General features: G+C 72.7%; 25 protein-coding genes and 1 pseudogene. 12 read left to right on the forward strand and 14 right to left on the reverse strand.

Annotated elements, in window-relative coordinates:
* The first annotated feature begins 42 nt into the window (after positions 1–42).
* Both ACH4SI_RS19055 and ACH4SI_RS19060 read left to right on the forward strand, forming a co-directional pair.
* On the forward strand, positions 43–891 hold the full coding sequence (locus ACH4SI_RS19055; protein WP_398296939.1) for a ribonuclease BN: 849 nt from the start codon (positions 43–45) through the stop codon (positions 889–891).
* A gap of 75 nt (positions 892–966) precedes the next feature.
* A complete protein-coding gene (locus tag ACH4SI_RS19060; protein WP_398296941.1) occupies positions 967–1,701 on the forward strand; it encodes a Mut7-C RNAse domain-containing protein in 735 nt (244 codons plus the stop codon).
* A gap of 165 nt (positions 1,702–1,866) precedes the next feature.
* Here ACH4SI_RS19060 and ACH4SI_RS19065 read toward each other — a convergent pair.
* Positions 1,867–2,142: pseudogene (locus ACH4SI_RS19065) on the reverse strand (SpoIIE family protein phosphatase); the annotation flags it as partial.
* Between the two features lie 265 nt (positions 2,143–2,407).
* On the opposite strand from ACH4SI_RS19065, the gene ACH4SI_RS19070 reads away from it, so the two are divergent.
* Complete coding sequence (locus ACH4SI_RS19070) at positions 2,408–3,196, forward strand: Fpg/Nei family DNA glycosylase (protein WP_398296943.1); 789 nt, start codon at positions 2,408–2,410, stop codon at positions 3,194–3,196.
* A gap of 171 nt (positions 3,197–3,367) precedes the next feature.
* Here the strand turns inward: ACH4SI_RS19070 and ACH4SI_RS19075 are convergent, their stop codons facing one another.
* Complete coding sequence (locus ACH4SI_RS19075; protein ID WP_398296945.1) at positions 3,368–3,967, reverse strand: LuxR C-terminal-related transcriptional regulator; 600 nt, start codon at positions 3,965–3,967, stop codon at positions 3,368–3,370.
* Positions 3,968–4,478: 511 nt separating this feature from the next.
* Positions 4,479–4,772 carry a hypothetical protein gene (locus tag ACH4SI_RS19080; protein ID WP_398296947.1) on the reverse strand — a complete coding sequence of 98 codons (294 nt, stop codon included), beginning with the start codon at positions 4,770–4,772 and terminating at the stop codon, positions 4,479–4,481.
* Positions 4,773–4,824: 52 nt separating this feature from the next.
* Between ACH4SI_RS19080 and ACH4SI_RS19085 the strand changes: the two genes are divergently transcribed.
* The 4 genes from ACH4SI_RS19085 to ACH4SI_RS19100 all read left to right on the forward strand — a co-directional run bounded on the left by ACH4SI_RS19085 (position 4,825) and on the right by ACH4SI_RS19100 (position 11,139).
* Entirely contained in the window at positions 4,825–5,070 is a 246-nt protein-coding gene (locus tag ACH4SI_RS19085) for a hypothetical protein (RefSeq protein ID WP_398296949.1), read from the forward strand.
* 152 nt (positions 5,071–5,222) lie between these two features.
* On the forward strand, positions 5,223–9,659 hold the full coding sequence (locus ACH4SI_RS19090) for an HAD-IC family P-type ATPase (RefSeq protein ID WP_398296951.1): 4,437 nt from the start codon (positions 5,223–5,225) through the stop codon (positions 9,657–9,659).
* Between the two features lie 158 nt (positions 9,660–9,817).
* Positions 9,818–10,057 carry a DUF6296 family protein gene (locus tag ACH4SI_RS19095; protein ID WP_398296953.1) on the forward strand — a complete coding sequence of 80 codons (240 nt, stop codon included), beginning with the start codon at positions 9,818–9,820 and terminating at the stop codon, positions 10,055–10,057.
* Positions 10,058–10,149: 92 nt separating this feature from the next.
* Positions 10,150–11,139 carry a sigma-70 family RNA polymerase sigma factor gene (locus tag ACH4SI_RS19100; RefSeq protein ID WP_398296955.1) on the forward strand — a complete coding sequence of 330 codons (990 nt, stop codon included), beginning with the start codon at positions 10,150–10,152 and terminating at the stop codon, positions 11,137–11,139.
* Here the strand turns inward: ACH4SI_RS19100 and ACH4SI_RS19105 are convergent.
* Positions 11,050–11,460, reverse strand: a complete 411-nt coding sequence (locus ACH4SI_RS19105) for an STAS domain-containing protein (RefSeq protein WP_398296957.1) — start codon at positions 11,458–11,460, stop codon at positions 11,050–11,052. The two genes, ACH4SI_RS19100 and ACH4SI_RS19105, sit on opposite strands and share 90 nt — an antisense overlap.
* Before the next feature lie 112 nt (positions 11,461–11,572).
* On the opposite strand from ACH4SI_RS19105, the gene ACH4SI_RS19110 reads away from it, so the two are divergent.
* A complete protein-coding gene (locus ACH4SI_RS19110; protein WP_398296959.1) occupies positions 11,573–12,031 on the forward strand; it encodes a GNAT family N-acetyltransferase in 459 nt (152 codons plus the stop codon).
* A 65-nt stretch (positions 12,032–12,096) separates the two neighbouring features.
* On the opposite strand, the gene ACH4SI_RS19115 is transcribed toward ACH4SI_RS19110, so the two are convergent.
* The 3 genes from ACH4SI_RS19115 to ACH4SI_RS19125 form a co-directional block, all read right to left on the reverse strand.
* Positions 12,097–12,810 (reverse strand): glycoside hydrolase family 75 protein, encoded by a 714-nt coding sequence (locus ACH4SI_RS19115; RefSeq protein WP_398296961.1) that lies wholly within the window; start codon positions 12,808–12,810, stop codon positions 12,097–12,099.
* A 146-nt stretch (positions 12,811–12,956) separates the two neighbouring features.
* Complete coding sequence (locus ACH4SI_RS19120) at positions 12,957–13,799, reverse strand: ketose-bisphosphate aldolase (RefSeq protein WP_398296963.1); 843 nt, start codon at positions 13,797–13,799, stop codon at positions 12,957–12,959.
* 33 nt (positions 13,800–13,832) lie between these two features.
* Positions 13,833–14,726 carry an SIS domain-containing protein gene (locus ACH4SI_RS19125; protein ID WP_398296965.1) on the reverse strand — a complete coding sequence of 298 codons (894 nt, stop codon included), beginning with the start codon at positions 14,724–14,726 and terminating at the stop codon, positions 13,833–13,835.
* A 153-nt stretch (positions 14,727–14,879) separates the two neighbouring features.
* Between ACH4SI_RS19125 and ACH4SI_RS19130 the strand changes: the two genes are divergently transcribed.
* Positions 14,880–15,668, forward strand: coding sequence for a DeoR/GlpR family DNA-binding transcription regulator (locus ACH4SI_RS19130; protein WP_398296967.1), 789 nt, complete (start codon positions 14,880–14,882; stop codon positions 15,666–15,668).
* 12 nt (positions 15,669–15,680) lie between these two features.
* On the opposite strand, the gene aroQ is transcribed toward ACH4SI_RS19130, so the two are convergent.
* The gene (aroQ, locus tag ACH4SI_RS19135) at positions 15,681–16,154 is read right to left on the reverse strand and encodes a type II 3-dehydroquinate dehydratase (RefSeq protein WP_398296969.1); all 474 of its coding nucleotides are present in this window, start codon (positions 16,152–16,154) and stop codon (positions 15,681–15,683) included.
* 187 nt (positions 16,155–16,341) lie between these two features.
* On the opposite strand from aroQ, the gene ACH4SI_RS19140 reads away from it, so the two are divergent.
* Positions 16,342–16,695 (forward strand): L-rhamnose mutarotase, encoded by a 354-nt coding sequence (locus ACH4SI_RS19140; protein ID WP_398296971.1) that lies wholly within the window; start codon positions 16,342–16,344, stop codon positions 16,693–16,695.
* Between the two features lie 199 nt (positions 16,696–16,894).
* A complete protein-coding gene (locus ACH4SI_RS19145) occupies positions 16,895–18,469 on the forward strand; it encodes a S1 family peptidase (protein ID WP_398296973.1) in 1,575 nt (524 codons plus the stop codon).
* 80 nt (positions 18,470–18,549) lie between these two features.
* Here ACH4SI_RS19145 and ACH4SI_RS19150 read toward each other — a convergent pair whose 3' ends face one another.
* On the reverse strand, positions 18,550–19,332 hold the full coding sequence (locus tag ACH4SI_RS19150) for a uracil-DNA glycosylase (protein WP_398296975.1): 783 nt from the start codon (positions 19,330–19,332) through the stop codon (positions 18,550–18,552).
* Complete coding sequence (gene polX, locus ACH4SI_RS19155) at positions 19,329–21,074, reverse strand: DNA polymerase/3'-5' exonuclease PolX (protein WP_398296977.1); 1,746 nt, start codon at positions 21,072–21,074, stop codon at positions 19,329–19,331. The genes ACH4SI_RS19150 and polX overlap by 4 nt, the downstream gene beginning before the upstream one ends.
* Before the next feature lie 198 nt (positions 21,075–21,272).
* Between polX and ACH4SI_RS19160 the strand changes: the two genes are divergently transcribed.
* Complete coding sequence (locus ACH4SI_RS19160; RefSeq protein WP_398296979.1) at positions 21,273–22,430, forward strand: hypothetical protein; 1,158 nt, start codon at positions 21,273–21,275, stop codon at positions 22,428–22,430.
* A gap of 371 nt (positions 22,431–22,801) precedes the next feature.
* On the opposite strand, the gene ACH4SI_RS19165 is transcribed toward ACH4SI_RS19160, so the two are convergent.
* The 4 genes from ACH4SI_RS19165 to ACH4SI_RS19180 form a co-directional block, all read right to left on the reverse strand.
* Positions 22,802–23,491: an HdeD family acid-resistance protein gene (locus tag ACH4SI_RS19165; RefSeq protein ID WP_398296981.1), complete on the reverse strand. Its 690-nt coding sequence runs from the start codon at positions 23,489–23,491 to the stop codon at positions 22,802–22,804.
* A gap of 87 nt (positions 23,492–23,578) precedes the next feature.
* Entirely contained in the window at positions 23,579–24,415 is an 837-nt protein-coding gene (locus tag ACH4SI_RS19170; RefSeq protein WP_398296983.1) for an SDR family oxidoreductase, read from the reverse strand.
* 167 nt (positions 24,416–24,582) lie between these two features.
* Positions 24,583–25,407: a SigB/SigF/SigG family RNA polymerase sigma factor gene (locus ACH4SI_RS19175; protein ID WP_398296985.1), complete on the reverse strand. Its 825-nt coding sequence runs from the start codon at positions 25,405–25,407 to the stop codon at positions 24,583–24,585.
* Between the two features lie 189 nt (positions 25,408–25,596).
* Entirely contained in the window at positions 25,597–26,520 is a 924-nt protein-coding gene (locus tag ACH4SI_RS19180; RefSeq protein WP_398296987.1) for an AEC family transporter, read from the reverse strand.
* Positions 26,521–26,604 lie beyond the last annotated feature (84 nt).

The raw sequence follows: 26,604 nt of genomic DNA on the forward strand, positions 1-26,604 counted from the left end.
GGGGCATATCGCATGAACCGGTGGTGGGGGAGTGGGAGTGGTATGTCCGAGCAGTCCCCCGACTCCTCCCGCCGCCGCTCGCGGTTCCGGTGGCTGCACCACGCGTTCCACCGGTCCCCGGCCGGCCGGGGGTGGCGCCGGGGCAGCGAATTCGAGTTGATGCACCGGGCCTTGGGGTTCGCCGCGCTCGGCTTCCTCACGCTGGTGCCGTTGCTGATCGTCGTCGCCGCGGCCGATCCGGTGAACCGGCACGGCTTCGCCCAGTGGCTGGCCGAGGGGCTCGGGGTGTCCGCCACCTCGCGGGACGAGGTCCTGGACCTGTTCGCCCCGCCGAGGCGATCGCTGGAGACCACCACCGCGTTCGGTCTGGCCACGCTGGCCCTCTTCGGGCTGACCTTCTGCGGCGTGGTGCAGACCGGCTACGAGAAGGTGTGGGAGCTGCCCCCCGGCCGCTGGCACACCGCGTGGCGCCATCTGGTCTGGCTCATCGTGCTCATCGCCTACCTCCTCCTGTCGTCCCACCTCGGCCCCGGGCCCACCCGGGTGGCCGTGGCCGTCGTCGCCACGGTGCTCTTCTTCTGGTGGTCGCAGCGGCTGCTCCTCGGCGGGCGGATCAGCTGGGGCGCCCTGCTGCCGGGCGCCCTGGCCACCGGCGTCGGGCTGTGGGGGCTGCGAATCTTCTCCCGGCTGGTGTTCTCGCCGCTGATCGCCTCCAGCGCGGTGTCCTACGGCCCGGTCGGCACCGTGCTGGTCGTCCAGTCCTGGCTGGTCGGCGTCGGCTTCGTGGTGTTCGGCGGCGCGCTCGTCGGCCGGCTGCTGCACGAGGAGTATCTGCGGCTGGTGACCTGGCGACGCAAGCGACGCCGCCTGGAGCGCTCCGGCGGTCCCTGACGGACGGCCCCCGGCCCGGTCCGGGAGGCCGAAACCGCGTCGCCCGCGGCCGGTCACGCCTGGCATGCTGGCGGTGTGAACGGACCGGAGATCCATCTCAGCCTCGCCCCTGAACTGCGGCTTTTCGCCGCTCCCGAACGGCGTCGGGACCGCACGGCCGTCGTCACCGACGGCGCGTCCACCCTCGGTCATGTCGTCGAGTCGTTCGGGGTCCCGCTCACCGAGGTCGGCCGGCTGCTCGTCGACGGCCGGGAGACCGCGGTCTCCCATGTGCCGGGGGCGGGGGAGTCCGTGGAGGTGCACCCGGTCGTCCGGCCGCAGCGGGTGCCGGGCGCGCCGCTGCGCTTCCTGCTCGACGTTCACCTGGGCACCCTCGCGCGCCGCCTGCGGCTGCTGGGCGTCGACGCGGCGTACGAGAGCGAGGACATCGGCGACCCCGCCCTCGCCGCCCGCTCCGCGGCCCAGCGCCGGGTGCTCCTCTCGCGCGACCGGGGGCTGCTGCGGCGGCGCGAGCTGTGGGCCGGGGCGTATGTCTACAGCGACCGGCCCGATGAGCAACTGCGCGACGTCCTGGGCCGCTTCACCCCGCCCCTCGCCCCGTGGACCCGCTGCACGGCGTGCAACGGTCCCCTGGAGGACGCCGACAAGGACACGGTCCGCGAGCGGCTGGAGCACGGCACGCGCAGCACGTACGACGTGTTCGCCAGCTGCGCCGCCTGCGAGCGCGTCTACTGGCGCGGCGCCCACCACGCCCGCCTGGAGGCGATCGTGGCGGCCGTGCTGGAGGAGTTCGGCGCCCCGGCCCCGTAGCGGCGGCCGGCCCCTCATGGAGCGGAGCGCCACCCCGGCTCGGTTTCCGTGGCCCGCGGGGTCAGGAACTCGTCCAGGCCGAGCGGCGGCAGCGGCCGCAGGGCCCAGCGTCCGCACCGTGCGGTCGTGCAGCACCAGGGGCGGAGGGTGGCCACGGTTGATCAGCTGGACCTGCTCGGACCGCTCGTCCCAGTCCTGCGGCAGGGACCGGTCCAGCAGCTCGTATGCGCGGTCCAGCGCCGCCGCGCACCGCCACATCACGTCGATCAGATCGTGTTCGTAGTGCACGGTCTCCCGGAAGGCGTTCAGGACCGCCGCGGCGGACCGCACCGCGGCCAGCCCCTTGCCGCGTGCGTCCCCGACGATCAGCCGCACCCCGTAGCGGGTGCCCACCGCCTCGTACAGATCGCCGCCGATCTGCGCCTCGCGCTCGGCCGCCATGTACACGCTGGCGGTGCGCACCCCCTAGGCGGACGGGCAGCGGCCGCCTCCTGGGTGCCCCAGGCGTCGTTGTGGGTGGCGGTGAGCGCGCTGATCGCCGCGGCCGGGGCCACCACACCCCCGGTGCCGACCGGGCCCATGGTCACCGCGGCCAGCGAGAAGGGGGCCGGTGTAGAGCACGTGCGCGGGCGTCAGCTCGATGGTGACGACCACCACGCGATTCGTCTCCCGAGCCCTTCGTCAGGACCCGGCGTAATCTGGCGCTATGCCCGAGTTGTCGGACGTCGAAGGTTTCCGTCGCACGCTGGCCTCCTGTGCGCAGGGGCACCGGATCGAGCACGTCGAGGTGGCCGATCCGGGGGTGCTGCGCGGGGTCACCGCGCAGCGGCTGAAGCGCGAGCTGGAGGGCCGCCGGTTCGCCGCGCCGCGGCGCCACGGCAAGTGGCTGATCGCCCCGGCCGGGGGCCCCACGCTCATCCTGCACTTCGGCATGACCGGGGGGCTGGTGTGCCGCTCCGAGGGCGATCCGCCCGAGCGGTTCGGCCGTGTCGTCCTCACCCTCGACGACGGCCATCAGCTCCGCTACCACGACCAGCGCAAGCTGCGGGGCCTGTGGCTCGCCGCCACCGACGCCGACGTCGATCGCATCCTCGGCGAGCAGGGCCCGGACGCGCTCTCGCTGGGCCGGGCCGAGCTGGACACCCTGCTGGAGGGGCGGCGCGGGCGGGTCAAGGCCACGCTGACCGACCAGTCCGTCGTGGCCGGGCTCGGCAATCTGCTCGGCGACGAGATCCTGTGGCGGGCGCGGGTCCATCCCAAGAGCCGGGCGAGCGATCTGGGCCCCGACGAGCGGCGGCGGCTGCACACCGCGCTGCGCGGGGTGCTGCGCACCTCGGTGCGGGCGGGGCAGGTGCCGCCCCGGCCGTCCTGGCTCACCGGCCACCGCGACGACCCGGATCCGCACTGTCCGCGCTGCGGCCGTCCGCTGCGCCGCGGAAAGATCGCCGGGCGGACCAGCACGTGGTGTCCGAACTGCCAGCCGGAACGCCCCTGACCGGCCGCAGCACACGGCGGTTGAGGGGGTGGCCGACGGAACCCCCGAACTCGTCGGCCACCAGGGGCGCGGACATCGCCTGGCGAAGTGTCAGTTCACAAGGACGTCAGGTGACGGGTGACGTCACGTGACGTCGGAGTCAGATGGCATGGAAGTCACATGGCGTGGGAGTCACTTGACGAAATCCGGGCGGACCCGGGCCGGCCAGGTGCCGACGGTCAGCATGCCCGCCGCGTACGCGCGCGAGACCAGGGCCGCTCGGTTGGGCGCCTTCATCTTCCGCAGCATCGACCCCACGTGGTACTCGACGCCCTGGCGGCTCAGATAGAGCTTGGCGGCCATCTGCACGGTCGAGGCGCCCGTCGCCACGCCCTCGAGTATCTGCGCCTCCAGCGGTGACAGCAGGTTGCGGCGCTGGGCGGTGGCGTCGTCCTCGGTTCTCTCGTCATCCGGCCTGACCAGGACGACGATCGCCGACAGCGTGTCGGACGGGCCCTGGACGGCCGTACCGGTCAACTCGCCCGAGAACACCCGGCCGCCCGAGCGGTGGCCGACCACGCGCTCCGTGAAGCGGGTGCGCCTGCCGTCGTGCAGCCGCAGGAAGTGCTCCCGCAGGACGGCGGGCGCGCTGGGGTCGAGCAGTTCGAAGAGATTGCGCCCGCACAGCTCGGCCGAGGTGCCGCCGAAGTGCCGGAAGAAGTCCTCGTCCCCGGCGAGGACTTGGAGGTCAAGGGCGAGGGTGGCCATGCCGGTCGCGTGGCGTCCGGTCACGCCGCGGGCCCGGTTCCGGTCATGGGTTAAGGCGGATGATGCCTGTGCGGGCAGACGGCGGGCCGTCTGAGTGGGGTGGGGGTGAGCCATGGAGAGCACCGCTTTCTGTTGTCTCAACAACGGCATGGTCGTGCGTAAACCGAGAAAAGCTGAGGTCGCGGCCCTGCCACCAGCCACCGGACCGGCGCCGGAACCAGGTGGTGCGACGGCTCCGGTGACGGGTGTTAGATGCGCTTCATGGTATATACCAACGTTTCGACTGCTTGCCGCAGTCCGTTTGTGGTCAACTTCTGCCCGTTTCTTGCCCGTCTGGCCTGATGAAACGGTCAAAGACACCGCTGATCGGGGAAAGCGGGCATCGGTAGCGCATCATGAAGTCTCGGGGATTCCCTAGTCTGTCCCGTTCCCCCGTTCATGGATACCGGAGATTCGCGCCGGATCCACGCACCCCCGACCGTCCCCGCGCGGCGTGCGTGACACCGTCGCCCGGGGACGGCCGGGTCCGCCGTGTTCAGACCTTGCGGGTCTCGGACGGTGGCGCCATGACCCCGCCGCGCCGCAGCACCGCGTAGCCGACTCCGACGCCCACGGCCACCGGCCATTCGATGACCTCGGCGACGCCCAGCACGCCGAGCCCCGCGTACAGCGGGAGCCCGCCCTTGGCGGGCAGCACCCTGCGGGCCGCCGCGATCGGCATCAGCGCCACGTTCGCCGCGCTCTTCGCCGCGCGGCCGATGCGGTCGCCGTCGACGCGGTCGAGATGCGTCGCGCTCGCGGCGCGGTCGAGTCGCGTCGCCTCTGCCACGTGGCTGAGGCTCGGGATCGTGACGGTGAGCCGGTGATCACCCTTCTTGGGGGTGGGCTTCGCCGCCTTCGCCGCCTTGGCCGTCTTCGACCTCTGTGTGCTCTTCGCTGCCTTCGTCTTCCCCGGCTGCGCGGATTTGGCGGCGGCCGCGGTCTTCGACGGGGCCCGGCCCTTCGATGTGGCCTGGCTCCGGGTCGACTTGCCGGCGCCGCGCGCCGACGACCGTGCCGTCGCGGAAGTGCTGCGCTTGCGGGAGCTGGTGGGAGTGGTCACTGATCTCACGTCCACACATGATTGACGTCCGGAATCTTCTGCTCATTTCAGGGTAATCGGAATCAACCGGACAGGCCGCTCCACGCGGAAACCCCTGCACACGGACACCGCCGCGCGCGGAAACCGCCCCACAGGGCCACTGCGCCGCGGATCGCCGACACACCGGAGGTCTCACCGATGACGACGCTGCCTGGGCTGTACTTGACGAAACCCCCGATGCTGGAGCCCCTCGCCCACGGAGTGGCCGCACGGGTACGGGACGCCGCCGGCGCGGTCAACCGGCTGGTCCACCCGCCCAGCCGCGGGGTGTGGTCGTACCCGGGCCGCTACTACATCGAGGTGCACGGTGTGCACGGCATCGGCGGGGAGCAGGTGGCGAGCCGGGTGGAACAGGCCCTCGAAGAACATCCGGGCGTGCTGTGGGCACGGGTGAACTCCCCCTCCGAGCGGGTCGTCGTCGCCGTCACGGAACCGGTCCCTCGCGAGGCGGAACTGGTCGCCCTGATCGAGCGCGCGGAGACCCGCGGTCCCGCCGCGCCCACCGAGGAGTTCGACGAATGGGCCCCGGAGCCGCGCCACCCCTCGGGCGGGCCGCGGGACGCCCAGTCCCTCGCCGTGGTCGCCGCGGACGTCCTGGGCCTGAGCGTCGCCACCGCCCTGCGGATGGTCCCGTGGCTCAGGCTCCCGACCGAGGCGAGCGCGGCCCTGTCCGCCATCCAGAACCACCCCCGGCTGCGCCGGCTGGCCCTGGCCATCACCCGCGGTGAGCCCACCGAGGCGACCCTGCCCGTGCTGAGCGCACTGACCCAGGGCGTGGCCACCCGCGGCGGCGGGCTCGCCCTCGACCTCACCCAGCGCATGGCCCTGTGGCGGGAGGCCAGGGCCGAGGGGGAGGCATGGGCGGCGATGGAGCCCCATCTGGTGCACGGGCCCCAGGACGTGGCCGCGGAACCCATCGTGGTGGAGCGCCCCGGACCCACCCCCAAGGACAGCATGGAGCGGTTCGCGGAGCGGTCCATGGCCGTCGGTGCGGCGGTCGGCGCCCTCACCGCCCCCTTCGCCGGACCGCGTCGCGGGCTGGCCGTCGCGTTCTCGTCCATACCGAAGGCGCCCGGCGCCGGGCGGGAGGGATTCGCCACCAGCCTCGGCCGGTTCCTGGCCCTGCGCGGCGTCCTGGCCATGGACCGCAGCGCCCTGCGGCGGCTCGGCCAGGTCGACACCGTGGTGCTCGACGAGGCGGCGCTGCGCGGCGACCGGTACGAACCCATCGACCTGGAACTTCTCGGCGGCGCCGACCCCGGGCAGGTCGCCGAGCGGCTCTTCGACCTCTTCGACCCGGACGAGCCCCTGGAGGTCCGGCGCGACAACGGATGGGTGCTGGGGCCGCTGGACCGGCTCGAGCTGACCGGCCGCACCGGCCGGCAGGCCGCGGCCAGGCTGCGCCGCAAGGGCGGCGAGCGGACCCTGGGCCTGGCCAGGGGACACCGGCTCCAGGCGGTCGCCGGGCTCGCCGCCCAGGCGGTCCCGGGCGCCGAGGCGGTGGCGGCGGCCGCCCGCCGGGCCGGCGCGCGCATCGTCCTGGCCACCGACCGGCCGCACCCGACGGCCTTCACCTTCGCCGACGCCGTGGCACCGGCGGGCCGCCGTCTGGTGGCCTCCGTACGCGCCCTCCAGGCCGACGGCGCGGTCGTCATGCTGCTGTCCGGAAACCGCCGGGCCCTGGGCGCGTCCGACTGCGGCATCGGGATCCACCACGAGGGCGAGCCCCCCGCCTGGGGCGCCCATCTGCTCGTGGGCGCCGACCTGGAGTCGGCCGGAATCATCGTGGACGCGGTCGGCGTGGCCGCCCAGGTGGACCGGGAGAGCGCCCTGCTTTCGGCGAGCGGCAGCGGCATCGGCGCGGTCGCCGCGCTCAAGGCCCCCCGGGCCCAGGCCACCGCGCGCGGCGCGGCGGCCGGCACCACGGCCGGGGTCATCGCCTTCGGCCTCGGCAACTGGCGTGCCCGGCAGCTGCTCTCCCGCCCGCTGGTGCCCCCGGTGACCACCACCCCGTGGCATCTGATGCCCGTCCCCCGGGTGCTGGAGCGCCTGTCGGCCGACCCCGACCGGGGGCTGACCCCGGAGCAGGCCGCCACCCGGGCCGGCAAGGCGCCCACCCGCACCGGAGAACCGACCGGTACCAGCCTCCCGGCCGCGTTCATCGAGGAGCTGGCCAACCCGCTCACCCCCGTCCTCGCCGCCGGGGCCGCGCTCGCCGCCGCCGTCGGGTCGCGCACCGACGCCGCGCTCGTCGCGGCCATCACCGCCACCTCGGCGCTCGTCGGCGGCTTCCAGCGGGTCAGGACCGAGCGGGCGCTCGCGGAGCTGTTCGCCAGGTCCGCGGTCGGCGCCCGGGTGCGCCGCGGCGGTACGGAACGCCTGGTCACCGCCGGGGACCTGGTCCTCGGGGACATCATCACGCTGGGCCCGGAGGACGTGGTCCCGGCCGACTGCCGGGTGCTGGAGGCCGACGGTCTGGAGGTCGACGAGTCCTCGCTGACCGGCGAATCCCTGCCGGTGCCCAAGAACCCGGCGCCGGTGGTCGCCGCGCAGATCACCCAGCGCCGCTCGATGCTCTACGAGGGCACCACCGTCTCCGCCGGGCGCGCACAGGCCGTCGTCGTGGCCACCGGGCCGTCCACCGAGGTCGGCCGCAGCCTGGCCACCGCCCGCCGCGCCGCACCCGTGACCGGCGTCGAGGCGCGGCTCACCTCGCTCACCCGCTCCAGCGTCCCCATCGCGATCGGATCGGCCGCCGCCGTGTCCGGGGCCGGGCTGCTGCACGGCCTCCCGCTGACCGAGAACCTGGCCTCGGCGGTCAACCTCGCCGTCGCGTCCGTACCCGAAGGCCTGCCGTTCCTCGTCAACGCGGCACAGCTCGCCGCCGCCCGGAGGCTGGCCGACCTCGGCGCCCTGGTCCGCAATCCGCGCACCATCGAGGCGCTCGGCCGCGCCGACGTGCTGTGCTTCGACAAGACCGGCACCCTCACCGAGGGCACTCTCCAGCTCGCGGCGGTCAGCGACGGCGCCGGCCCGCAGCCCGCCGACCGGCTCGACACCCCGCGCAAGGACGTGCTCGCGGCCGCCCTGCGGGCCACGCCGCCCGCCCGCCAGGCCGAGCCCATGGCCCACCAGACCGATCGCGCGGTCATGGCCGGGGCGCGCCGGGCCGGGGTCGCGGTGCGCCGGGGCGCACCGCGCTGGCGGCGCACCCACGCGCTGCCCTTCGAGCCCTCCCGCGCCTATCACGCCACCGCCGGGGCCACCGCGCGTGGCACCCTGCTGAGCGTGAAGGGCGCCCCGGAGAGCGTGCTGGAGCGCTGCGTCCGGCGGCAGCCGTCCGGCGGGGCGGCGAGCACCGCCCTGGACGACGGAGGCGTCGCCGAGCTGACCGCGGCCGCCGAGGAACTGGCCGGCGCCGGGCGCCGGGTCCTGGCCGTGGCCGAGCGCCCCATGCGGGCGGGGGAGGAGCTCACCGACGAGTCGGTACGGGACCTGGTCTTCCGCGGGTTCATCGCGCTGGCCGACCCGGTCCGTACCAGCGCCGCCCCCGCGACCGCGCGGCTGCGCGAGGCGGGCGTGCACACCGTGATGCTCACCGGCGACCACCCGGCGACCGCCGAGTCCATCGCGGCCACCGTCATCGAGGCCACCGAGCTGAAGGTGTGCACCGGGCCCGACCTGGACGAGATGAACGACGCCGAGCTGGACGAACTGCTGCCCTCGGTGGACGTCATCGCCCGGTGCAGCCCGCACCACAAGGTGCGGATCGTGCAGGCGTACCAGCGTCTGGGCCGGGTGGTGGCGATGACCGGCGACGGCGCCAACGACGCCCCGGCGATCCGGCTCGCGGACATCGGGATCGCCCTGGGACGGCGCGGCACCCCCGCCGCGACCGCCGCCGCGGACCTCGTCGTCAGTGACGACCGCCTGGAGACGATCGTGTCGGCCCTGATGGAGGGGCGGGCGATGTGGGCCTCGGTCCGGGCCGCGCTCGCCATCCTCATCGGCGGCAACCTCGGCGAGGTCACCTTCAGCGTGCTCACCTCCGCCATCGCGGGCAGCACTCCGCTGACCGCCCGGCAGATCATGCTCGTCAACCTGCTGACCGACCTCGCCCCCGCGCTGGCCATCGCCGTGCGCGAACCCACCGGGCGCACCGGCGAGCGGCTGCTCAAGGAGGGCCCCAGCCGCTCCCTGGGCACCGCGCTGAACCGGGAGATGATGCTGCGCGGCATCATCACGGCCGCCGGTGCGGGCGTGGCGTGGACGGGTGCGCGGCTCACCGGCCGCAAGCGCCGGGCCAGTACGGTGGCGCTCGTCGCGCTGGTCGGTACGCAGCTGGCGCAGACCCTGGCCACCGGGGGCCTGGACCGGCATGTGCTGGTCGCCGGAATCGGTTCGGCCGCGGTCCTCGCCGGCATCATCCAGACGCCGGGCGTGAGCCAGTTCTTCGACTGCACCCCGCTCGGCCCGCTCGCCTGGGGGATCACCCTCGGCTCCATCGCCGCGGCCACCGTCATCGGCTCGGTCATGACACCGCTGGCCCGCGGCGCGCTCGCACCGGAGTCCTGAGCGGGCGTCCCTGGAGCTGACGACGGGCGGTAGCCGGCGTTCCGCCCGCCCTGTCGCTCCCAGACTTTCCCGACCCTCTTGCGGTGGCGCGCCTGTTCGATAGTGTTGATTGTCCCGGTTTGGGAATTGAGGGCGGGTCCGTGCGGGAGGAGTGCGTGATGCCGCGACGAGAGAGATACGAGCTGATCTTCGCCGATCCGGTCGCCCCGGAGCCGGAGGCCGAGGACATCGTGATGGTGCACCGCACGGACTCCAGGGGTCCCGGCGGCCACCCCGTCTACGCGGACGACACCGGCATCGTGCGGGCCGAGATCAGCGACCGCGCCGAGGTGCGGATGCTCGCCAGCGGTGGGCACCAGGTGCACGCCTCGACGGTCCGCGCACGCCTGGTGACCTGAGCGGTTTTTCACAGGTCAGGGGATTTGTCAGTGCCGCGCGCTAGCTTTCCTCCCATGGGAGTCCGCAGAAGCAGAACGATCGAGGTGCGTCGATGAGTGATGTCGCGGCAGTGGATGGCACGGCCGGTGCCGAGCTCCAGCTCGAGCCGTACCGGGTCCAGCTCACCGGTTACTGCTACCGGATGCTGGGCTCGGCGTTCGAGGCGGAGGACGCCGTGCAGGAGACGATGGTCCGCGCCTGGCGGGGCCTGGACCGTTTCGAGGGGCGGTCGGCGCTGCGCTCGTGGCTGTACCGCATCGCCACCAACGTCTGTCTGGACATGCTGAACGGAAGCAAGCGCCGGGCGCGCCCGATGGACCTCACCTCCGTGTCCACGGCGACCCCCGCCACCCTCACCGCGCAGCCGGAGGCCACCTGGATCGGCCCCGTGCCCGACGGGCAGGTGCTGGCCGACGGCGGGGACCCCGCCGAGGTCGCCGCCCAGCGGGACGCGGTGCGGCTGGCGTTCGTGGCCGCCCTCCAGCACCTGGCGCCGCGCCAGCGCGCGGTGCTCATCCTGCGGGAGGTGCTGGCCTGGAAGGCCTCCGAGGTCGCCGAGCTGCTGGACACCACGGTCGCGTCGGTCAACAGCGCGCTCCAGCGCGCCCGGGCCACACTCGCCGCGAGCGAGATCAGCGACACCGATCCGATCAAGCCGCTGGACGAGGAGCAGCGCGCCCTGCTCGCCCGCTATGTCGACGCCTTCGAGCGCTACGACCTGGACTCCCTCACCTCGCTCCTCCACGAGGACGCCACCCTGTCCATGCCGCCCTACGAGCTGTGGCTGCGCGGCCATGACGACATCCGCACCTGGCTGCTGGGGCACGGCATCGGCTGCCGCGGCTCCCGGCTGGTCCCTACCGTGGCGAACGGGGCACCGGCCTTCGGCCAGTACCGGCCGGGCGGACCGGGCGGCGCCCATGAGCCCTGGGCGCTCCAGGTCCTGGAGATATCAGCCGGGCGGATCACCGGGCTCAACTCCTTCCTGGACACCGAGCGGCTGTTCCCCCTGTTCGGCCTCCCCGCCCGGCTCGACCCGTAACGTCGCGGGCGCGGTCAGCACCTCGTCCAGCCCGGCCCGGGCGAGCACCTCGGCCAGCTCACCGCCGGTGTTCCGCAGCCGCATCTCCCGCCCCAGGCGGCGGGCGGTCAGCCGCAACCGGGCCAGGGCCTCGACCATGGCCAGATCCGGCCGGTGCGCCGCGCCCACGTCCACCGTGACGGGGCCGGGGGCGCTGCGGGACACCAGCTCGCGCAGTCGTCCGCACAGCCGCTCCACCTCGGCGCGGGTCTCCGGCGGCCGGTCGAGGACCAGGACGGCCGGGGGAAGCGCGGGCGAGTTCTCGGGCTCGGGACCGGTCAACGTCCACCTCCAGTTGTGGGGGCGCGCGGTGACACGCGCGCGCATCAGAAGGGACCCTCCGGGGCGGGAAAAATCATCGCCGCCCGGGGGGACCGGGTGCCACGATCGGCGCATGACGACACGACGGCTGAGACCCGGGCGAGAGGAAGAGGCCGCGGCGCTGACCGAGCTGGCGCTGCGGTCGAAGGGCCACTGGGGGTACGACGAGGAGTTCCTGACCGCCTGCCGGGAGGAACTGACGATGAGCGAGGGAGAGTTGGCGGCCCGTCGGACCACGGTCGCCGAGGAGGGCGGGCGGGTGCTGGGGTTCTCCACCCTGGAAGGCGCCGCCCCGCACGGATGGGTGGGAATGCTGTTCGTCGACCCGCCCGCGATCGGCTCCGGAGTCGGGCGGCTGCTGTACCGGCATGTGCTGGAGACGGGGGGCCACCTCGGCTTCACCCGGCTGACCATCGACGCCGATCCGCATGCCGAGCCGTTCTACCTGGCCATGGGGGCGCGGCGCATCGGCACCGCCCCCTCGGGCTCCATTCCGGGCCGGATGCTGCCGCTGCTGGAAGCCTTGCCGTGACGCCCGCGGCCGCCGGGCCCGAGGGCGGGCCCGGCGGCCGGGTGCACAACACGCGGGGCGGGAGGTCAGTTGTTCTGCACGAACTGCTTGGCGAGGCCGTCGCCGACCGAGACCGCCTTGTCATGGTTCTCGATGGGGGACACCGAGGAGTTCTTGAACAGGATGTACGTCACGCCCGACTCCGCGCCGCCCGTCTCCGGGTCGGGGTCGATGCCGAGCGCGCCGGCCGTGGCGTAGGACGCCTCGCCGATGATCTTGGTCGGGCCGGTGTCGCCGACCACCGCGTACTCGACCTTGTTGTTGTAGACGACGGCGACCACGCCGCCGCCCTTGATGCCGGACGCGGAGTAGTCCCACGTGGAGCTCTTGCTGGGCACCACCACATAGGGCAGCTTGTCGGCGATCAGGGGCTTGCCGTTCGACTGGTGGAAGGCCGTGTCGTCCTGGAACCACGGGTCGGTGTCCTCGTTGCACTTGGAGGTCACCTGGCCGTCGCAGTCGACGTCCATGTCCGCCTTCCAGAAGACCGCGCCATTGGCGCCGCAGACCGGCACGGTGGCCGATGTCTCGTCGTCGGTGCGGTACTTGCCGCTGGAAATCTGCGAACAGTTCTTGACCTTGGCGAGTAACTGCGCGGCCGTGACGGAGCCTTCCTTGGCCGAGGCGGAGCCGGGGGCGGGGGCAGGCGCGGGGCCCCGGGTGGTGGCCTGGGCGCCTGCGGTGAGCGAACCGGCCAGCAGCCCGGCGCCGGCCAGTACGAACGCGAGTCGTGTGCGCATGGGACACCCCTCTGTTAGGAACCTTTCCTAACCTCCCCCGCATCGTGGCGACCTGATTAGGTCATGTCAACAGTGCGGAGGCGCCGCACGAGCCGCGCGGCGCGGCCGATCGGTGCGCCTGATGCGGTGCGAGACGCCGTGCGGTCTCAGCGCGGCACGGCGCGTACCAGGGACAGCAGGCGGGTCACCTCGCGGGCCACCGCCTCGCGCGCCGCCGCGACATAGCGGCGCGGGTCGACCACCTCGGGGTGGTCGGCGAGGTGGTCGCGGATCGCCCGGGTGTAGGCCACGTTGAGGTGGGTCGCGATGTTCACCTTCGTCAGACCCGCCGCGATCGCACGGGTCAGATCCGCCTCGGGCACCCCGGAGGAGCCGTGCAGCACCAGCGGTACGGGCACGGCCGCGCGCAGCGCCGCGATCAGCTCCAGGTCCACCACCGCCTCCTTTACCACCATGGCGTGCGAGGTGCCCACCGCGACCGCGAGCGCATCCACGCCCGTCGCCGCGACATAGGCGGCGGCCTCGGCCGGATCGGTCCGGGCGCCCGGCGCGTGCACCCCGTCCTTGCCGCCCACCTCACCCAGCTCCGCCTCGACCCACACCCCGGCCGCATGGCAGTCGGCCGCCACCGCCGCGGTGGCGGCCACATTGCCGTCGTAATCGCGTGCGGAGGCGTCGAACATCACGGAACCGAAGCCGAGCCCCAGCGCCTCCCGCACCAGCCCGGGTGCGGTGGCATGGTCCAGATGCACCGCGACCGGGATCCGCGCGGCGCGCGCGACCTCGACGGTGGCCCGGCCGATCGCGGCCAGGGCGCCGTGATACCGCACCGCGTTCTCGCTGATCTGGAGGATGACCGGAGCCCCGGCCGCCTCCGCCCCGGCCACGATCGCCTGGGCGTGCTCGATCTGGATCACATTGAACGCACCCGCGCCGAGTCCGCCCCGTACGGCAGGCCCGACGATCTCACCTGTGGCCACCAGCGGCATGGCCCGCCTCCCCTCCCTCGCCGCTCCGCCCGCTCAACCGAGGATCACCGAGCGGGTGAGGTTCCGGGGCCGGTCCGGGTCGAGTCCGCGGCGCCCCGCGATCGCCACCGCGAGCCGCTGCACCAGCACCAGTTCGGCCAGCGGGTCGCGACCGTAGCCGACGAGTCGGCCACCGGGCCCGGTGACCTCCTTCTCCGCCAGCCCGGACGGGCCCTCGCCGAGCCACCACACCACGCTGCGCGGACCTGTGACGCTGATCGGCCCGTGCCGGTACTCCATCACCGGATACGCCTCGGTCCACGCGCCCGCGGCCTCGCGCATCTTGAGCGCGGCCTCCTGCGCGACGCCGTACGTCCAGCCGCGCCCGAGGAAGGTGAACTGGCCCGCCTCCGCGAGCCCGTCGGGCAGCGGCGCGGCGAGCGCCGACGCCCCGTCCTCGACGAGACCGTCCAGCTGATGCCCCAAATGGGCGCGCAGCAGGACCAGTTCACTGGTCGCCCAGCGGGTCTGCACCACCGACCGCTCATCCGCGAAGTCGAGCACGACCGCCGCGTCCGCCAGGCCGGTGACCGGGGAGCCGGGGACCGCGGTGATGACGGTGGTGCGCACCCCGCCGTCCATCCGGCCGAGCAGAGACAGCACCTCGGTCGTGGTGCCCGACCGGGACAGTGCGAGCACCCGGTCGTAGGCGCGCCAGGTCGGCATCTCCGACGCCGGGAACGCGTCCGTCTCGCCCTGCCCCCTGGCTTCGCGCAGCGTCGCGTACGCCTGGGCGATGAACCACGACGTGCCGCAGCCGACGACGGCGACCCGTTCACCGGTCCGGGGCAGCGCCTCGCGCACCGGACCGTCCGGATCCCGGGCCAGTTCGATGGCGCGGCGCCAGCAGTCGGGCTGGCTCGCGATCTCGTTCTCGGTGTGGCTCATGGGGCTCCCCGGCTCGGCTTCCAGCGGACTGAAGAAATGCTCGAAGATGCTTCTTACGGCCTGATAATGCGCACGATATTGCAGCGAAGTCCAGGGTGCGCACACCCGGGGTAGGGTGAACCGCGACGGTACGACGGGGGTCGAGGAGACGGCGTGAAACGGCCCGAGCGCTGGAACGCCCTGCTGGAGCTGCTGGCCAGGGACGGCAAGGTCGAGGTCGACGAGGCCGCCGCCGAGCTGGCGGTGTCTGCCGCCACCATCCGGCGGGACCTCGACGAGCTCGCGCGGCAGCAGATGCTCACCCGCACCCGTGGCGGCGCGGTCGCGCACAACATGTCGTACGACCTTCCGCTGCGCTACAAGACCGCCCGGCGCGCGTCGGAGAAGCAGCGGATCGGCGCCGCCGTCGCCCGCATGGTCGAGCCCGGTGCGGTCGTCGGCCTCAACGGCGGGACCACCACCACCGAAATCGCCCGCGCCATCGCCACCCGCGGCGAACTGTCCGGCTCCGAGGGCGGCGGCCCGGTCGTCACCGTCGTGACGAACGCCCTGAACATCGCCCATGAGCTGGCGGTACGCCCGCACATCAAGATCGTGCTCACCGGCGGGGTGGCCCGCCCCCAGTCGTTCGAGCTGATGGGCCCGCTGGCCACCGGGGTGCTGGCCGAGGTCTCCCTCGATCTGGCCGTCCTGGGCGTGGACGCGCTGGACCCCGAGCGGGGCGCGGCCGCCCACCACGAGGGCGAGGCCGGCATCAATCGCCTCATGGCCGGTCGCGCGGCCCGGGTGGTCGTGGCGGCCGACAGCTCCAAGCTGGGCCGCCGGGCGTTCGCCCGGATCTGTGCGCTCGACGAGATCGAGGTGCTGGTCACGGACACCGGCGCCACCGAGGCGGCCATCGCCCCGTACACCGAGGCCGGTGTCCGTGTCATCCGGGCCTGACGGGCCCGATGCCTACTTCTTCATGGCCGCGAGCAGCGCGGCCGCCCGCTCCACCGCGAAGGCGTAGCCCTGGATGCCGCATCCGGCGATCACGCCACTGGCGAGCGCGGAGACGTAGGAGTGCTGCCGGAACGGCTCGCGCTGGTGGATGTTGGAGATGTGCACCTCCAGGATCGGCATGTCGTCACAGATCGCCAGCGCGTCGCGCAGGGCCACCGAGGTGTGGGAGTAACCGGCCGGGTTGATGATGATGGCGGCGTGCCGCTCCCGGGCCTCCTGGATCCAGTCGATCAGCTGCCCCTCGTGGTTGCTCTGCCGGCAGTCGGTGGTGAGCCCGTGCGGGGCGGCCGTCTCCGCGACCAGTTTCTCGATGTCGGCCAGGCTGTCGGTGCCGTAGATCTCCGGCTGGCGGCGTCCGAGGAGGTTCAGGTTCGGCCCGTTGAGAACCAAGATCGTGGAACGGTCGCGCACGGGGGTGTTGGCCATGGCGTTGGGGTCCTTCCGTGGTCGTCATCGGCGGGTGCGGTGCGTCCGACGGTAGCGCCGCTCCGCGAGGCATCGTAGATCGCCCGCCGGGGAACCGTTGGCGGCCGGAGCCGGACGGGGCAGAGTGGCTCCGGGCCTGTGCCCATGGACCATGACCGACGATGACAGCGGATGAAGGGAGCCACCGATGCGCGTGGCGTTGCATTCGGTCCTCAAAGAGGGCCAGGAGTCGGGCTACGAACGGGAACATGCCACGGTTCCGGCGGATCTGCTGGAGTCGCTGGGGCGGGCCGGGATCACCAACTGGCGGATCTGGCGCAGCGGACGCCACCTCTTCCACCTCGTGGACTGCGAGGACTTCGCCGCCGTGATGGCAGCGCTGGACGAGGACCCGGTCAACCACCGCTGGCAGGAGTTCATCGGCGCCTATGTCGACCACTTCGAGACCACGGCGGGTTCCCCGGTCGAGGGGTCGGCGCAGATGGCCCTGGGGGAGGTGTGGGAACTGCGCGCCCAGGCCGCTGGGAGCGACGCGGGCTGAGGGTGCGGAACCGGCGGACCCTACCGCTCCGCATCGATCGGCGCAGCCATTCATCACACTGTGAGTCATGGTGAGAACGGAGTAAACGCCTCCCGTACTCGGTGGTGGCCCTGCGCAAGGGCGTGGCGGAACGCAACAGGCGCTCCGCACATGCCCCGCGCCCCCCTACTGGAGGTCAGTGTTGAGCCACCACCGACGTGTGAACAAGCGGACTCTCGCCGTTTCCGGAGCTGCTGTTGTCGCGCTCGGAGCAGCCGCCCTTTTGCTGCCCAATGCCAATGCGAGCCAGGACAAGACGACGGACGCGAAAACCTTCTCGTCCCCGTCGGCAGTGAAACTCGCGAGGAGCCTCGCCTCAGACCTCGGTGACAACGGTGCCGGCTGGTACTTCAACAACGACACGAGCCAACTGGTCATGAACGTCATGACCGAGGACGCGGCGAAGACCGTGGAAGCCCGGGGCGCCGTCGCCAAGATCGTCCAGAACAGCATGGCCGAGCTGAAGGCCGCCACCAAGACGCTGAGCAGCGACGCCTCGGTGGCCGGTACCGCCTGGTCCATCGACCCGGTGACGAACAAGGTCCGGGTGACCGCGGACAAGACCGTGACCGGCGCCAAGTGGGACACGCTGACCAAGGCCACGGACGCGATGGACGGCATGGTGTCGGTCCAGCGGACGAAGGGCGAGTTCAAGCGGTTCGACGGCGGCGACACGGAGCAGCAGGGTGCCAACGGCGGCGGCGCGGGCGCCGGTGACGCGGCGGGCGACGGCGCTGCGGGCGACGCCGCCGCCGGTGGGGCCGGGAACGCCGCGGGCGGTGCCGGTGAGGCTGCCGGCGGCGCGGGTGGTGGTGACGCGGCGACCGGCGGTGTCGTCGGCGGCGATGCCATCTTCGGCGGTGGCGCCCGTTGTTCCCTCGGCTTCAACGTCAGCGTCGACGGAGCCCCCGGCTTCCTGACCGCGGGCCACTGCGGCAACGAGTCCGAGACCTGGACCGCGGACCAGGCGGGTGCGCAAGCGCTGGGCACGGTCCAGGACACCAAGTTCCCCGAGACGGACTTCGCGCTGGTGATGTACGACGACGCGAACACCCAGCCGGAGAGCGCGGTCAAGCTCGCCGACGGCACCAACCAGGCGATCGGCCGGGCCGTGGAGGCCAGCGTGGGCCTCAAGGTGCAGCGCTCCGGCAGCACGACGGGCGTCAGCGATGGCGAGGTCACGGGCCTCAACGCCACCGTGAACTACGGCGGCGGCGACATCGTCAACGGCCTTATCCAGACGAACGTGTGCGCGGAGCCGGGCGACAGCGGTGGCGCGATGTTCGCCGGGGACGCGGCGGTCGGCCTCACCTCCGGTGGCAGCGGCGACTGCACCCAGGGCGGCGAGACGTTCTTCCAGCCGGTGACCGGTGCCCTGGAGGCCACGGGCGCGGTGATCGGCGCCGATGACGCCGGTGGCGCGGGCGATGCCGGTGGCGCCGCCGGTGCCGCGGGCGCCGCGAACGCCGGTGCGGGCGGCGAGGGTGCCGCGAACGCCGGTGCGGGCGGCGAGGGTGCCGCGAACGCCGGTGCGGGCGGCGAGGGTGCCGCGAACGCCGGTGCCGGTGCCGAGGGTGCCGCGAACGCGGGCGCGGGTGCCGAGGGCGCTGCCAACGCCGGTGCCGCGGGCGCCGCGAACGCCGGGGCCGCCGCCAACGCGGGCGCGGGCGCCGGTACGGGCGACCAGAGCGGCGCCGGAGCCGGTGACGCCGCCAGTGAGGCCGGGGTCAATTGACCCCGCCCACCCCCTGAACGAGGCCCCGGGCGCCCTCCTGCCCCAGTGCCCGGGGTCTCACCTTCTCTCCCACGCACCGATCAGCCGGGAGCCGGCGGCGCGGCGGGTGGGGGCAGCAGCCCGGCCGCCTCCGCCGCCGCCCCGAGCACATCGTGCAGTACGGCCGGGGTGAGCCGGCCGGTGAACGTGTTCCGCTGGCTCACGTGATAGCAGCCGAACACGTGCAGCGGGGCGCCCCCGTCGGCGGCCTCCAGCGTGATCCGCGCACCGTGTCCGAAGGCGGGCCGCGGCCGGGGCACGGTCCATCCGGCGGCCGCCAGCGCGGGCAGCGCGGCCTGCCAGCCGAACGCCCCGAGGACCACCACCGAGCGCAGGGTCGGCCGCAGCAGACGCAGTTCCCTCTCCAGCCACGGACGGCAGGTGTCCCGCTCTTGCGGGGTGGGCCGGTTGGCGGGCGGGGCGCAGTGCACCGGCGAGGTGACCCGGACCCCGCGCAGGGCGAGGCCGTCGCCACGGTGGGTGGCGGTGGGCTGGTTGGCCAGGCCGACCGAGTGCAGCGCCGCGTACAGGAAGTCACCGGAGCGATCGCCGGTGAACATCCTGCCGGTGCGGTTGCCGCCGTGCGCGGCCGGGGCGAGACCCACCACCGCGAGCGCGGCGTCCGGAGGGCCGAAGCCGGGCACCGGCCGGGCCCAGTAGTCCCAGTCGGCGAAGGCGGCCCTTTTGGTACGGCCCACCTCCTCCCGCCACGCCACCAGCCGTGGACAGGCGCGGCACCGGCTCACCCGCTCGTCCAGCTCGGCGAGGGTGGGGGCGCCGGGCGCCCGGCGGGCGGGTTCGGGAGCGGAATCCGTAGCGGTCATACGTCGCGTGGGTGCCCCGATCCCTTGCGCAGGAAACGCCGCAGCCGGGTCAGCGGCCAGGTGTTGATGACATCGTCGGTCGTCAGCCAGCCGCGCTGGGCCATGCCCACCCCGTACCGCGGATTGGCGAGGTCCAGCGTCGAGTGCGCGTCGCTGTCGATGGCGAACACCACGCCGTACTCCTTCGCCCGCAGGATGTTCTCGTCCGACAGGTCCAGCCGGTTCGGATGCGCGTTGATCTCCAGCGCGGTGCCGGTACGGGCACACGCGGCGAACACCGCGTCCAGGTCGGCGTCGACCCCGGGCCGCTTGCCGAGGATCCGGGTCGTCGGATGGCCGATGATGTTGACGTGCGGGTTCTCGCAGGCCCGCAGGAACCGCCGGGTCATCGTGTCCCGGTCCTGGCCGAACTGCGTGTGCACCGAGGCCACGCACAGATCGAAGCCCTCGAGGAAGTCGTCGGGCCAGTCCACCTCTCCGTCGGCGTCGATGTTCAGCTCCACGCCGTGCAGCAGCCGCATGTCCCGGCGGCCGCGCCCGCGGTCCATGGCGCGCAGCCGCTCCCGCTGGGCGAGGATCTTGTCCTTCGTCATCTGCTGCATGTACAGCTTCGGAGCGTGGTCGGTGACCGCGTAGTACGCGTAGCCGCGCCGCTCCGCCGTGGCGATCATGTTCTCCAGCGGTTCGAGGCCATCGGTGAGATCGGTGTGGGTGTGCAGATCGCCGCGGAGATCGGATTCGCCGATCAGGGCGGGCAGTTGGCCCTCCAGGGCGGCCTTCACCTCGCCGCGGTCCTCGCGCAGGGTCGGCGGGATCCAGTCCATGCCGAGCCGTGCGTACACGTCCTCCTCGCTGCGCGAGGCGATCTTCTTTCCGCTCTTGGTCTCGAAGAGGCCGTATTCGGAGAGCTTCAGACCGTGGCGCACCGCGATCGCGCGGACGCGGATGTTGTGGGCCTTGGATCCGGTGAAGTACAGCAGCCCCGCGCCCCAGGAGTCGAGCGGCAGCACCCGCAGATCCACCTGGAGCCCCTTGGTGGTGCGGAGGGAGGTCTTCTTCTCGCCGTGCGCGATGACCTCGGCGGTGTACGGGAGCGCGGTGAACGCGTCCATGAACGGGGCCGATTCGGCCGCCGCCACCAGGATGTCCACATCGCCCACGGTCTCCCGCATCCGGCGCAGCGACCCGGCGTACGCCACCCGCTCACAGCCCCGCACCCGCGACAGCGCGGCCACGATGTCGTCGGCGACGCCCATGGCCTCGTCGAGCGGGACCCGGCCGCCCGCGGCCCGCAGCAGACCGATGCCGTGCAGGATGTTTTCCTCGGACTTCGGCCCGAAGCCCTTGAGGTCGCGCAGCCGGTGTTCCTCGATCGCGGTGGCCAGCTGCTCGATCGAGGCGATGTTCAGCTCCTCGTACAGCACCATGGCCTTCTTCGGCCCGAGCGCCGGGATCGCGGTCAGTTCCCGCACCCCGGCCGGGATCGCGGCGCGGGCCTCCTCGACGGCGGGCACGTGGCCGGTGCGCAGATACTCGACGACCTTCTCGGCGATCGACTTGCCGACGTTGGGGATCTCCCGCAGCCCCTTCACATCGAGCCCCGCGACATCGGCGGGATGGCCGCCGATCGACCGTGCGGCCTTCTCGTAGGCGCGCGCCCTGAACGCGTCCCCGCCCGTGATCAGGAGGAGATCGGCGTACTCGCGCAGGAGGGCTTCGACCTCCTCGTTGGAGCGAGCCATGGGACAAATTCTAGTCGCCGGACGGCCGGACGGCCCTGGCGATCCCGGAGAGCTGGAGGGATCCTTGGTTCGTGAAGCGCCCCACGTGGCCGACGCAACCCACGTGGCCGACGTGGCCGACGCGGTGACGGCAGTGAGAGTGGCGCGGCGATCCGGACGCCCGTCCGGGTCGTGTGTTTCCCCGGTTTGGGGGAGGTCATGGACGTTGGATTCCTGAAGCCGTTGTTCGATCGTCCCGGTCCGTGGGCGTGCGTCTACCTCGACACCTCGCGTGCGACGGAGGACGTCCCCACGCGGCGCCGGCTGCGGGAGCGGTTCGTGGCCGGTCAGCTGACCGCCCAGGGCGCCGACCCCCGCACCCGTGAGGCCCTGGTGGGCAGACTGGCCGGTGAGCGGGCGGCCACCGCGTCCGCCGGACGGGCGCTGTTCGCGGCGGACGGCGAGGTGGTGCTCGACCTGCCGCTGGCCGCGTCCCCGGCCGACGTTCTGACGTCCTGGTCGCCGCTGCCCCGGGTGGCGCCGCTGGCCTCGCTGCGCGGCGAGTGGCCGTCGTGCCTGGTGGTGTACGTCGACCGGACGGGAGCCGACCTGGAGCTGCGCGACGAGGGCGGCGCCCGCCCGGTGTGCCGCACCGAGGGCGGGGCGCCGCGGCGCCGCGGCCACCGGTCGGTGCCCGCCGACCGGTACGAGTGGCACTACCGGAACCGGGTCGAGAACGGCTGGGAGCACACCGCGGACCTCGTCGCCGAGGAGCTGGTGCGGCAGTGGCCGGACAGCGGGGCGCCGCTGCTGGTCCTGGCGGGCGATCCGCGCGAGCGCAGGGCGGTGCGGGACCGGCTGCCCGAGCCGCTGCGGGACCGGGCGGTGGAGGCCCGGCACGGCAGCCGGGCGCCCGGATCCGCCCGGGAACTCCTGGAGGCGGAGATCGACCACGCCCGCGCGGATCACGCCCGGGCCCATCTGGAAGCCGTACTGGATCTCTTCCGCGCCGGGCGCGGCCGCCCCGGCGGGCACGCCGCGACCGGCCACGACGGCACCGCGCCGAGCGGGGCGGCGGAGGGGGTGCCCGCGGTGGTGGAGGCGGTGCGCAGCCATCAGGCGGCCACCCTGCTGCTGGGGCAGGAGGGCGGCGACATGCGCCACGAGGTGTGGATCGGCCCCGGCGTCGATCAGGTGGCGGTGCAGCGGGCCCAGGTGCGGGCGCTGGGCGTGAGCTCGCCCGAACCGGCGCGCGCGGACGACGCGCTGATGCGGTCCGCGGCGGCGGCCGACACCGAGGTGCTGCTGGTCCCCGAGGGAGTGTCCGGACCGGCCGGCGGCCTGGGCGCGGTGCTGCGCTGGCACGGGCAGGGCTGAACACCGTCAGGAGCCGTTCCGCGCGGCGCATCTGAAAGCATGTCGAAAGCTATTTTCTCGGCGAGTCAGACACAGGGGGAAAGTTCACACTTTTGTATGCTTTCTACAGCGCGTCGTTCCCCCTGACGGACAGTTACTGTCCGTACGGTCACGAAAGGGGCTCCACATGCAAACGATGGAGGTTCGCCCACCGGTACACAATCGTTCGAGTAGTAGATGGCGTCGATACGGTCGGCTCGCCGCCGCGAATTTCGTGCGGGGCGCGTCGTATGCATGCGGCACCGCGGCCATCGGCATGATGGCGTGGTGGGTGCAGACACACTAGCCCCCTGAGCGTCGCGACAGCCGCTCGGGGCGGCTGTCGTGACCCCTTATGCCTGCGGATGGGGCTGATGGCGGAAGCGGAAGCCGTGATGTGCCTTGCGGGGGGCGTGGCCTCCGAGCCGGGCCCGCAGCTGGATTCCGTGAATGACCTCGATGATGCCCAGAACGAGCAGCCAGACGCCGGTCACCAGGGTGAGGGCGGCGATGGAGCCGAAGGGCGACACGATCAGCACGATTCCGGCCAGGGCGCTGATGACACCGAGGAAGATCTGCCAGCCGCGGGCGGGGATCCCCTCGTCCTGGATGGCCATGACGGTGTGCATGACGCCCCGCAGCAGCCAGGCGAATCCGATCCACAGGGCGAGCAGCAGGATCGACTGTGCCGGACCCCGGAAGCAGAGCAGACCGAGGAACACGCTCACCGCGCCGCTGATGAAGCTCAGGGCACGCATCGACCGCGGCACATGAGCCCCGAAGGCCGCGACCAGCTGGAATATGCCGACGAGCAGCAGATAGACGCCGAAGAGGGCGCCGACCACCGCCAGGGTGGCCGTCGGCCACACCAGCACCAGCAGCCCGAGCACGATCGCGACCAGGCCCGTGGTCAGCAGCACCTGCCAGGCGGCGTCCGACAGGGTGCCCAGGAGACCGGGGAAGGGCTGGCCCGCACCGGTGGGGCGCTCATTCCGCTGACCGGCGTCACGCGAGTTGTCCGGGTTACCCGAGGGGAACGTCATCGTCGTCCACCTCCTTGAGGGAACAGTGACACCTCTATCGTCGCTCCGCCCGCGCCTTATCGCCCGATGGCGGCCTGAAAGCCCTGGTCAGCCGCCCGTCGCGAAGCCGGGGAAGAGGGTCATCCCGCCGTCCACGTACAGCGTGGTGCCCACGACGTAGTCGCACAGGTCGGACGCGAGGACGACGGCGGCGTTCGCGATGTCCTGCGGGTCACCGATCCGCCGGTAGGGGATCAGCTCCAGCAGAGCCGTACGGGCGTCCTCGGTGTCCCACGCGTCGCGGTTGATCGGGGTCTTGATGGCGCCCGGCGCGATCGCGTTCACCCTGATCTTCTCGGGCGCCAGTTCCTGGGCCATGGTCTGCATCATCATCGCCACGCCGCCCTTCGACGACGCGTAGTTCACATGGCCGGCCCAGGGGATGATCTGGTGGACCGAGCTCATGCAGATGATTTTCCCGGCCGCCCGCGACACCTCCGGAACGACACCGCGCCGCTGGAACTCCTTGACCGCCTCCCTGGCGCACAGGAACTGACCGGTGAGGTTGACGGAGAGCACCTTCTCCCAGTCCGCAAGCGTCATCTCCACCGTCGGGGCGTCACGCTGGAGACCCGCGTTGGCGACCAGGACGTCGATCGTGCCGAGCCGGTCGACCATGGTGGACACCATGTCGGCCACCTGGTCCTCCCGCGACACATCCGCCTGGTGGGCGTAGGCGCGTACACCGTGGCCCTCGATCTCCTTCACCGCGGCCTCGGCGGCCGGCCGGTCGGAGACGTAGTTGACGACGACGTCCGCGCCGGCGCGCCCCAGGGCGATCGCGGTGGCCCGGCCGATGCCCGAGTTGGCGCCGGTCACCAGCGCCTTCTGGCCCCTGAGGAGCTTGAGGTCGGACACCGTGGGCGGGCCTTGGGGGGTGGTCATGAGTGTTCTCCTTCGTCGGGCGTCCGGGGGTAGCGCGCCCCGACCTTCGCAGCCCGGAGCTGATCCCCTCGCCCCCCACGGCGTCACGGTCACCCGCTGAGGCGATGCACATCGTTCCAGCGGCGCAACGCGGCGCAACGCGGGGGAGCGGCGGGCGGCGCGCTGTTTCAGTTGGCGCTCGGCTCGGCCATGGCCTGGGCGCGCAGCGTCGAGCAGGTGCGGTTGATGAGCCGGGAGACATGCATCTGGGAGATGCCCAGTTGCTCGGCGATCCGGCTCTGGGTCATGTCGCAGAAGAACCGCATGTAGAGGATCTGGCGCTCCCGGGCGGGCAGCCGTCCGATCCCGGGGCGCACCGCCTCGCGGTCCACCACCCGGTCGTACGCGGGCTCCTGGCCGCCGAGCGTGTCCGCCAGCGAGTAGCCGTCGTCCGCGCCGGTCAGCTGGGCGTCCAGGGATAACGGGGTGAAGCTGCCCATGGCCTCCGTGCCGATGCGCACCTCCTTCTCGGTGAGGCCGGTGCGCTCGGCGATGGCCTCGGTGGGCACCGTGGTGTCGTCGAGGGAGCGGGACAGCTCGCGGTGTGCGGCCCGCACCCGGTTGCGCAGTTCCTGGACCCGGCGCGGCACGTGCAGCACCCACAGGTGGTCCCGGAAGTGGCGCTTGATCTCGCCGACGACGGTCGGCACCGCGAAACCCGCGAACGCCGTGCCGTGCTCGGGGTCGTACCGCTTGACGGCCTTCACCAGGCCGAGCGCGGCCACCTGCTCCAGGTCCTCCAGGGATTCGCCCCGGTTGCGGTACTGGCGGGCCAGGCGCCGCGCCATCGGCATCCACGCCTCGACCACCCGCTGCCGCAGCGCCTCCTTGCGAGGGCCCTCGGGGAGGCGGGCCATCTCGTCGAACTCCGTGCTGGTGTCGGGAGCATCGTCATGCGGGTGCTTCGAAGAGCCGGACCGGGGACGTGCCGTGTGTTGCGCTGCAGTCGTCATGTCACACACCTCCTGCAATGGGCTGACGGGTCGCCTGGGACCGTGGTCGCTGCCATGCGGGAGCGTGCGGGATACGGACCGGTGGCCGCACCCTGGAGCGGTCAGACTGCTCCCGCGGTGCGTGCCTCCGGTCCGAAGCACGAATATCCGCCTGCCCGGGGCCTCCGGGGGTAAACCCCACCCGGCTGCTCAGCCGAGCAGCGCCGTCACCGTGATCAGCACCGGCGCGGCCAGCACCGTGGACAGCAGGATGGATTCGCGGGCCAGGATGGTGCTCGTCTCGTAGCGCACGGCGTAGGTGAACAAGTTCTGCGCCGCGGGGAGTGCGGAGGTGACGACGGCCGCGAAGAGGGCGGCGCCGCCGAGCCCGAAGACACCGGCCGCGATGGCCCACGCCACCACCGGCTGGCCGAAGGACTTCAGCGCCACCGACAGCAGCACCGGGCCGCGCTCCTTGCCACGCCCGGGCAGCTCACTGCCCGGCAGCGAGATCCCGAAGGCCAGCAGCACGGCGGGTACGGCCATGCTGCCCACCAGGGAGAACGGTTCCATGACGGGCCCGGGGACCCGCCACCCCGTGGCGGCCACCGCGACTCCGGACAGGGAGCCGATCACGACGGGATTGCGGAACGGGGAGGTCAGCCGGCGCAGTACCGAGGGCGGGTGTTCCGCGGGGCGGCTGAGGTCGATGACGGTGAGCGCGATCGGGGTCATCACGAGCTGCTGGAACAGCAGCACCGGGGCGATGAGGGACGCGTCGCCGAGGACGTACACGGCGATCGGGATGCCGAGGTTGCCCGCGTTCACATAACTCGCGCACAGCGCGCCGATCGTGGTGCGGCCCACGCTCCACTTGCGCACCGCGCCGACCGCGACGAACGCGCCCGCCACCACGAAGGTGCTCAGGGCCGTGACGAGCAGCGCGGTCGAGACGACGACGGAGAGGTCGGCGTGGGCGAGCGTGGAGAACAGCAGGGCGGGCGAGGCGACGTTGAAGGAGAGCTTGGTCAGCACCTCCCGGCCCTGCCCGCCCAAAGCCCCGCGGCGGCCGAGCACATATCCGGTGACGATGATGCTCGCGATGACACCGAAGCCGGTGATCACACCGCCCACGGTGCCTCCGTCGTCTTCCCGGGTTGGAGTTGTCAGCATGCACCCTACAACTAACCCCGGCGGGTTGTGCAGAAGACCGGACGC

This window comes from Streptomyces sp. NPDC021212, from assembly GCF_044332925.1.
Taxonomy (GTDB): Bacteria; Actinomycetota; Actinomycetes; order Streptomycetales; family Streptomycetaceae; genus Streptomyces.

What these genes read in the sequence shown, in the direction of transcription:
- ACH4SI_RS19090 (WP_398296951.1), top strand. Translation starts at nt 5,223, where the DNA reads ATGACGACGCTGCCTGGGCTGTACTTGACGAAACCCCCGATGCTGGAG.
- ACH4SI_RS19160 (WP_398296979.1), top strand. Translation starts at nt 21,273, where the DNA reads ATGGACGTTGGATTCCTGAAGCCGTTGTTCGATCGTCCCGGTCCGTGG.
- ACH4SI_RS19175 (WP_398296985.1), bottom strand. Translation starts at nt 25,407, where the DNA reads ATGACGACTGCAGCGCAACACACGGCACGTCCCCGGTCCGGCTCTTCG.
- ACH4SI_RS19140 (WP_398296971.1), top strand. Translation starts at nt 16,342, where the DNA reads ATGCGCGTGGCGTTGCATTCGGTCCTCAAAGAGGGCCAGGAGTCGGGC.
- ACH4SI_RS19095 (WP_398296953.1), top strand. Translation starts at nt 9,818, where the DNA reads ATGCCGCGACGAGAGAGATACGAGCTGATCTTCGCCGATCCGGTCGCC.
- ACH4SI_RS19070 (WP_398296943.1), top strand. Translation starts at nt 2,408, where the DNA reads ATGCCCGAGTTGTCGGACGTCGAAGGTTTCCGTCGCACGCTGGCCTCC.
- ACH4SI_RS19055 (WP_398296939.1), top strand. Translation starts at nt 43, where the DNA reads ATGTCCGAGCAGTCCCCCGACTCCTCCCGCCGCCGCTCGCGGTTCCGG.
- aroQ (WP_398296969.1), bottom strand. Translation starts at nt 16,154, where the DNA reads ATGGCCAACACCCCCGTGCGCGACCGTTCCACGATCTTGGTTCTCAAC.
- ACH4SI_RS19115 (WP_398296961.1), bottom strand. Translation starts at nt 12,810, where the DNA reads ATGCGCACACGACTCGCGTTCGTACTGGCCGGCGCCGGGCTGCTGGCC.
- ACH4SI_RS19150 (WP_398296975.1), bottom strand. Translation starts at nt 19,332, where the DNA reads ATGACCGCTACGGATTCCGCTCCCGAACCCGCCCGCCGGGCGCCCGGC.
- ACH4SI_RS19170 (WP_398296983.1), bottom strand. Translation starts at nt 24,415, where the DNA reads ATGACCACCCCCCAAGGCCCGCCCACGGTGTCCGACCTCAAGCTCCTC.
- ACH4SI_RS19125 (WP_398296965.1), bottom strand. Translation starts at nt 14,726, where the DNA reads ATGAGCCACACCGAGAACGAGATCGCGAGCCAGCCCGACTGCTGGCGC.
- ACH4SI_RS19165 (WP_398296981.1), bottom strand. Translation starts at nt 23,491, where the DNA reads ATGACGTTCCCCTCGGGTAACCCGGACAACTCGCGTGACGCCGGTCAG.
- ACH4SI_RS19120 (WP_398296963.1), bottom strand. Translation starts at nt 13,799, where the DNA reads ATGCCGCTGGTGGCCACAGGTGAGATCGTCGGGCCTGCCGTACGGGGC.
- ACH4SI_RS19110 (WP_398296959.1), top strand. Translation starts at nt 11,573, where the DNA reads ATGACGACACGACGGCTGAGACCCGGGCGAGAGGAAGAGGCCGCGGCG.
- ACH4SI_RS19100 (WP_398296955.1), top strand. Translation starts at nt 10,150, where the DNA reads ATGAGTGATGTCGCGGCAGTGGATGGCACGGCCGGTGCCGAGCTCCAG.
- polX (WP_398296977.1), bottom strand. Translation starts at nt 21,074, where the DNA reads ATGGCTCGCTCCAACGAGGAGGTCGAAGCCCTCCTGCGCGAGTACGCC.